At 61.9% G+C, this 6,627-nt stretch carries 5 protein-coding genes; all 5 read right to left on the minus strand.

Annotated features, from left to right (window positions below; genetic code table 11):
- Positions 1-2: 2 nt before the first annotated feature.
- The 5 genes from CSC68_RS12040 to CSC68_RS12060 all read right to left on the minus strand — a co-directional run bounded on the left by CSC68_RS12040 (position 3) and on the right by CSC68_RS12060 (position 6,442).
- The gene (locus CSC68_RS12040) at positions 3-1,439 is read right to left on the minus strand and encodes an undecaprenyl-phosphate glucose phosphotransferase (RefSeq protein ID WP_162203798.1); all 1,437 of its coding nucleotides are present in this window, start codon (positions 1,437-1,439) and stop codon (positions 3-5) included.
- Positions 1,440-1,573: 134 nt separating this feature from the next.
- The gene (locus CSC68_RS12045) at positions 1,574-3,817 is read right to left on the minus strand and encodes a YjbH domain-containing protein (protein ID WP_162203799.1); all 2,244 of its coding nucleotides are present in this window, start codon (positions 3,815-3,817) and stop codon (positions 1,574-1,576) included.
- Entirely contained in the window at positions 3,814-4,608 is a 795-nt protein-coding gene (locus CSC68_RS12050; RefSeq protein ID WP_162203800.1) for a capsule biosynthesis GfcC family protein, read from the minus strand. Before CSC68_RS12050 ends, CSC68_RS12045 begins: the two co-directional genes overlap by 4 nt.
- Positions 4,605-5,228 (minus strand): YjbF family lipoprotein, encoded by a 624-nt coding sequence (locus CSC68_RS12055; protein ID WP_246193556.1) that lies wholly within the window; start codon positions 5,226-5,228, stop codon positions 4,605-4,607. Before CSC68_RS12055 ends, CSC68_RS12050 begins: the two co-directional genes overlap by 4 nt.
- Positions 5,229-5,329: 101 nt before the next feature.
- Complete coding sequence (locus tag CSC68_RS12060) at positions 5,330-6,442, minus strand: polysaccharide biosynthesis/export family protein (protein ID WP_162203801.1); 1,113 nt, start codon at positions 6,440-6,442, stop codon at positions 5,330-5,332.
- Positions 6,443-6,627 lie beyond the last annotated feature (185 nt).

Here is a 6,627-nt window from a genome sequence, read left to right on the forward strand (position 1 = left end):
GTCTAGTACGCGTTCTTGTTGACGAAGCCCTTGAACACGGTCAGCAGGATGATTCGGAGGTCGAACCACGGGGACCAGTTCTGCATGTAGTAGAGGTCGTACTCCACTCTGCGGGCCATCTTCTCGACGGTGTCGGTCTCACCACGCAGGCCGTTTATCTGCGCCCAGCCCGTGATACCAGGCTTGACCCGGTGTCTCTGCATGTAGCGATCAACAAGGGTCTTGTACTGCTCGTTATGCGCGATGGCGTGTGGCCGAGGGCCGACGATGGACATCGAGCCCTGCAGTACGTTGATGAACTGGGGCAGCTCGTCCAGGCTCGTGCGGCGGAGAAAGGCGCCGAACGGGGTAACGCGCGAATCGCCCTTGCTCGCCTGGGTGACCTGGCCTTCGGCCTCTTGGTGCACCCGCATGCTGCGGAACTTCCACACCTCGATGGGCTTGCCGCCGAGTCCGTTTCGCAGCTGCCGAAAGAAGATCGGACCCGGCGAGCTGAGCTTTACCCCGATCGCGATGGCGATCATCAGCGGAGAGATCATGATCAGGATGAGGGAGGCCAGTACCTTGTCCATCGTGGCCTTGATCAGGTGTGCGGGACCATCCAGCGGACTGGAACGAAGGTTGAGGACCGGCAGTCCACCAATCTGCTCGACCGAATGATTGAGCAGCTGCAGGCCGAAGAGGTCGGGAAGAAGCTTGATGTCGGCCGTCGAGTGATCGAGCTGGCGCAGTACATAGGCGATCTGCCCCTGCTCACGCATTGGCAGGGCGATCCAGACCTGGTCGATGTGCCGACTCTCGACGAACTCGGCCAGTCGATCGACGCGACCCATCGGGCGGATGCCGTGCAGCGCACAGCGGTCGGCGCTGGTAGCGAACCAACCCACTACCTTGATGCCCATCCAGGGATTGCGGCGCATCGCCTCGACGATGCGCTGCGCATCCGGATTGCCGCCGACGATAACCGCGGTCCGCAGATCCATGCCGCGTGCGCGCACCCACGCCGCGCATCCGCGGAGACCGAGGCGGACTGCAGCTGCACCGCCGAGGCTGATACCGGCCCAGGCGCCCAGCCAGAGGCGTGAAAGCTCGCCGACCAGCTGGACTACCGTGGCGTAGAACAGCATCCCGGCGAAAATCAGTGACCAGCACAATGAAAGCGTCACCAGCTCGGTCGTAATGCCCCGCCCGCGCCAGCTGCGGTACAGCGAGGACGAACCGAACACGAGCAGCCCGAACAACGTGGTCAGCACCGTCAGGCTGATGTGATCCGTGTCCATCCGGAAACTGCCATACCGGATGCGGTATGCCAGCAGCGCTCCGCCGACCAGCATCAGTGGATCGGCAGCACGTCTCACCACCCCCGTGGCGGCAGTGAACTTGCTCGCCGTCCGCTCGGGGGCCGTGGTTTCTTCCGACCTGATTGGCATGAGCAGCATGGTAGTTCCCCTTCATCCGTGTGGTTTTTCCGGCGAAGCCGGAGGGGAGGCTTGATGTTGCATTGCAGCATCAAATCCTGCAAGTGTTCTTTTCATTGCCTCGTTAAATCCATGTAGAGGCTGCGTGAAGATAATCAGGGATCGATGTATTCAATATTGTCAAAGAAGAGTTTCTGGTCCCGCTCGCCTGTCATCCGGTACAGGCTGTACTTCTTCGCGAGGCGTGCACCGCCATCACGGACCAGCGGCTGCCACCACAGCCTTGCGGTAGCTCTGCTGGAGCGGGGCATGAGCAGGTCCATTGGCACCAGGACGTAAATTCCCTTGTCGAAGCTGCCTTCACCGAACTCGGCAGCGGAAATATTGGTCTTGGTGGCGTATGCACCCATCGTTACGCCATTGTCGAATATCCGCGATACGTCGACCGTGACGCCCCAATCACCGGCGAGGTAGCGGCCGGCGGACGTGGCCACGTGGATGCGGCGATCGAATCCAAGGTCGTAATACAGGGTGGCATGGCCCGTGGCGACCGAGTAGTCCCGGAACGAGAACCGCTGGTCGTAATCGCGCTGCTTCACCCAGTTGGCGTCGAATCCCAAGGCCCAGCGCTCCCCCATGGGCCGATAGAGAATCTCGCCCCCGACCCCGCCGTACATGCTCTCCAGCAGGCCCGCGTATGCCATGCCGTAGAGATCACGGCCGAGCGCATGTGTAGTGGTGAACTGGAAGTTCGGTACCATGACTTCGGATGTGGTCACGTACTGCCGGACGTCGGTGCGCACGCGAGGGAGGCGACTTGGCGCGTCATACCGGAACTTGTCGAAGTTGTTGAGGAGATCAACACTGACGGTTCCGCTGAGCCAGCTGCTGCGACTGAACATCCAGTCCGCGCTCGCGTTGGCGGTGAGCTGGTAGAGAATGAAGCCATCCGGGCCGCCTATGATCTCCTTGAGGCCCGGCGATAGGCTCGTAGTCAACCGGCGGGTTAGCGGCCTGTCATAGACGATGGTCCCCTCCCGCGAACTTCCTGGCGGATTCAGCTCAACGCTCCGCGATAGCGTGTCCAGGTCGATGTCGCCCCTCACATACGCGGCGAGGGCCTTGCGCGAGACGCTGCTCTGCGCGATGGGCATGTCTTGGCGGTTGTACTCGAGCGTCACCCAGTCGATGTGGGGGTCGACCATGTTGTCAACGACGCGGGCGACCCTCCCGAGCCCTTCGGACAGGTAGAAGTGGCGGGTCTGGTTGCCATGAAGGATGAGCTCCTGGTCATTGACCTCCACCCGGCGCAGGTAGAAGCCGGCGTTATCGATCAATTGCGCGCGGACGTCGTCCCATCCATGCCCAGGGAGCAGCGGATAGCCTTCCCGCGGGCCGACTGATCCGAGGATGGAATCGTCACTTGCCGGCGCGAATTCGCTGGGTGACGCCAAGGCTACTTCTGCGGCTCTTCCGTCTCCCGCGACCGGCTGCAGTGACTCCTCACGCATCGGCACCTTGGGCGGGTCCAGCCAGCGCGGCTGCCGTGGAGCGTTCTTGAGATTTCCACGCAGGGTCAGGCTCGCGAGTAGCTCATTACCCCTTTCCCAGCCCACGGTGAACCGAACGCCAGGTGTGGGGGTGTACTGCAATCCAAGGTTGATGCGCGAATCAGGACGAAGATTGGCTGGCACGCCGCCACGTCCAGGCCAAAGCTCTCTGGTGTAGTCGTGCCCGTCGTACTCGACTTTGAGCAACAGCGATTCCCACGGTGTCTGCCACGCCACGCCGCCAAAGACACCGACCGGGCCACGGAACATCGTATTGCTGTTGAAGTCACCCGCCTGCTGAATGCCTGGGCGCACATCGAAGCGATCGTCTATCCAGCCGAGGGGGTTGCTGAGATTGCCCGCGCTTCCAAGATATCCGGTTGCAAGGCCGATGCTGGTATCCACGGAGCCGAAACGCTTACTGGCTACCAAGTACTCACTGGCGAAGAAGCCGGTGCCGCCGACATCGCGCGCGCCAAACGCCACTTCCGGGCGCCATCGGCTTTCAGTCCAGAGCCTGACCTTGAAATCGATCGACTTGTCCTTGAAGTGCTGGTCGCCGCCCAGTGGGCCATATGCCACGGCGGTGTTGTTGACGTAACGGTAGGCAGCCTCAAACCACGGAAGAGGCTGCATGGAGACGCTGTACCGGGAGTAGGGCGAGGTGTGGCTGGCGGTGAAAGCGAACTCGCCTTCCTCCGCCATGCGTGCCGTTGGCGTTTGCAGGAGGCCTACGGTTCCCCAATCGTTCTGGGTTGCTGGAACCTCCGCCTGCAAGCTTCCGCATACAGCCAGGCTTAGCGCGCTGAGCGCGGGAAGGACCTGCCTGGGATGATGGCGGTGGCTCATGGATTCACCAGCCCGTCGTGTGGAAGCGGCTGACTGGCCAGGAAGATGGTCATGTCGCGCTCTAGCTCAGGCGCGACCTCGGCAGTCACCTTCTTGCGCAATGGCACGTAGATGATCGCGCCAGGAGCCAACAGCTGTGCAGGGCTTCGGTTCCAGGCCGCAATTCCGATGGCGGAGGCCTGGCCGTCAGGCTGGATCACGTGGATTGTGTCCGGGTCGGCGGCATCCCGGTCGATGAGGCAATCGGAGAGGTAATCCCTGGCGTCGCGACCTGCTACGTGCGGGATCGCACATGGCGCCACCACAGCTCCGACCACTGTTACGGTGTCGGGCCTTTCCGGAAAAAAGAAGTGATCGCCTTGGGCCAGCAGAGAGTTCCTGTCTCCCCGGCTCACTTCCAGCCGCCGGGGATTGCCCTCGATTGGGACGCGTCCCGTCACCGGCAAGCCCTCCACCCAGCTATGGAGGGCTGCGGCGCGTGCGGCGACCGCCGGGGACGCGTCCGCCCACTCGGCGATGGTCCTCAGATCATGTAGAAGCCCCGCACGCAAGCGGACGTGCTCGGTATACGTCGCCACACGGAATGCAGAAGCGCCAAGGATATAGGCATCACGGCGCGGCATCGCAGCGACCACGGCGTCGGCGAACCGGGTGCCGGCAGGAAGCTGGATGGGTCCGGGTCGGCTTACCGTTCCTTCTACCGACACCTCCAAGCTGGGAGTGGACGCACCAACGTCCATTCCCGCTGCGGACATGGACGCAAGCAAGACGTAGCGGAGAAGTGCGCTCACCGCGTCCTCCTCGCATAAGGCTTGAGTAGCACGATGTCGACATATATGTCGGGCGTGACCATCTGGCGGCTCTTCCAGATCCGGCCAGTCCGCGGATCGACCCAGTAGGTGTTTCTGCCGTCCACGCCTGGACCGTGCAAGTGCTCCTCGTAACGCACGAGGTCACGCGCTCGGCCAAGGATCTCAAGCCGCTCCTGCCCTGATTGGCGTAGAGTGCCGGTGACCGGGATGCCGTAGCGGTAGCCGTCCGGCCAGTCATAGCGACGCACAACGGTGGCAGTGCCGCTTCCGACGGTGCGCAAGTCCAGGAACGGGTTGGCCCCCTCGATGCGCATATCGTCGAGCCGGGCGCCAAGCTCATGGGTTCCGCAGACCTGATCCCCGTCGCAAAGGAAAAGCACATGGTGTCCGCTGTGCCATGACAGTCGGCCCTCATCGTCGTTACCCAGCATCATGACGCCACGGACCGTGCCGTCGTCCATCATCAGGCTGGCATATGGACTGGCGGCGATACGCTCGGGCACGGGCTGCTGCACATCGCGACCGCCGACGATAGTGCGCGCGACATCCACGCCCGTCTGCAACGTCGTGCCGCAGCCAGCCAGGAGGATGACCAGCAACAACGCGGGGCTGATGTGGAACAGCTTTTGGGTGGTTCCTGCGCAGGCGGGAAGACGGAGCCTGCTTCCCCGGGGGGTGGAAAGCACGTGCACGACTGCCCTTAGTTGTTGGAGAGATCGTTGCTGACGCTGGTCGCGTTACGAATGATCCCCGTGAAGGGAAGTAGCTGGTTCACGAACCGGCTCCAGCGGGTTATACCTGCCGCGCCGACGAACACCACGTCTCCCGGAAGAAGCTCGAATTGGCTTGCCACAGCGAATGCCGCAGGATTCTTTGCCTCGAGCTGATAGACGACGGACGGGTGGTTTTCGAGGGACCCCAATTGCGCGCCACGTATGACGTATACCGCATTGCCATTGGAAGTGGCCTGGTCCAATCCGCGTGATCTGCCAAGCGCCTGACTGAGACTGACACTGCCAGTTCGGAAGCTCTGCGCTCCTGGCTGATTGACCTCGCCGACGACAAAGACTTCCTTGGAATCCAGGAATGGGACATAGATCTGATCATCGCTACGGAGATAGATCGGCTGCCCGCCAAGCCGAGACATATCCAAGGTGTAGGACACGCCGTCGCGTGTGAGTCGAACGCCCGACAAGTCTGCTTGGGTCGGGTTTAGCCCCGCATTGCTGAGGGCGTCCTGGAGTGTTAGTGGGGCGACGGTGATCGGGATGGTGCTGGATTGCTGGGCGGCACCGGTAACCCACACGCGCTGGCTCCCATAGTTCAGGATTGAGACGTCTACCTGAGGCTCTTGGATAACCTTGGCAAGGTCGCGCGCGAGTTGATCTCGAAGCTCGGTCGGGGTCAGTCCGACTACCTTGATCTTCCCGATGTACGGGTAGAACAAAGTTCCGTCTGCCTGGACCAGCCTTCCGGCAAGGGCGCCCTGTTGTTGGGAACCTGCCGGTACCGTCAGTTCAGGGTGTTCCCACACCGTGATGTACAGGACGTCCCCAACGCCAATGCGGTAGGGCTCCGGCCGATAGTCGAGCAGTGCCTGAGGTATAGCAGATGCGTTCGCGCGACCCGCCTGTTCCTGTGCGATAAGGCGAGGAGTTATCGCGACTAGATCCAGCTGGTCATTGCCGGATGTACGAATCTGTCCGTGCCCTGGCTCGGTGCGAGACAGGTGCTGGCCTGGGGCCCAGACGCAACCGGAAAGAAGAACAGACGCCAACAGCGCGAACGCGCCGGGCCGGTGGGCTCGTTTCATGTCGCTTCCATTCGTCAATGAAGCCAGCAGGCAACTGGCCCCCACAAAAAAGCCCGCCGGATACTGAAGGCCGGCGGGCCTCTTGTCGCAGTTCCAGCACTGTTTCTTATACCCATCTTACGCGGCCGGAGAATGCAGCTGTGTTGGTATAGGCGGTGTCCGGACAGATGGAAAAACAACAATAA

Source organism: Pseudoxanthomonas suwonensis (assembly GCF_010093235.1).
Taxonomy (GTDB): domain Bacteria; phylum Pseudomonadota; class Gammaproteobacteria; order Xanthomonadales; family Xanthomonadaceae; genus Pseudoxanthomonas; species Pseudoxanthomonas suwonensis.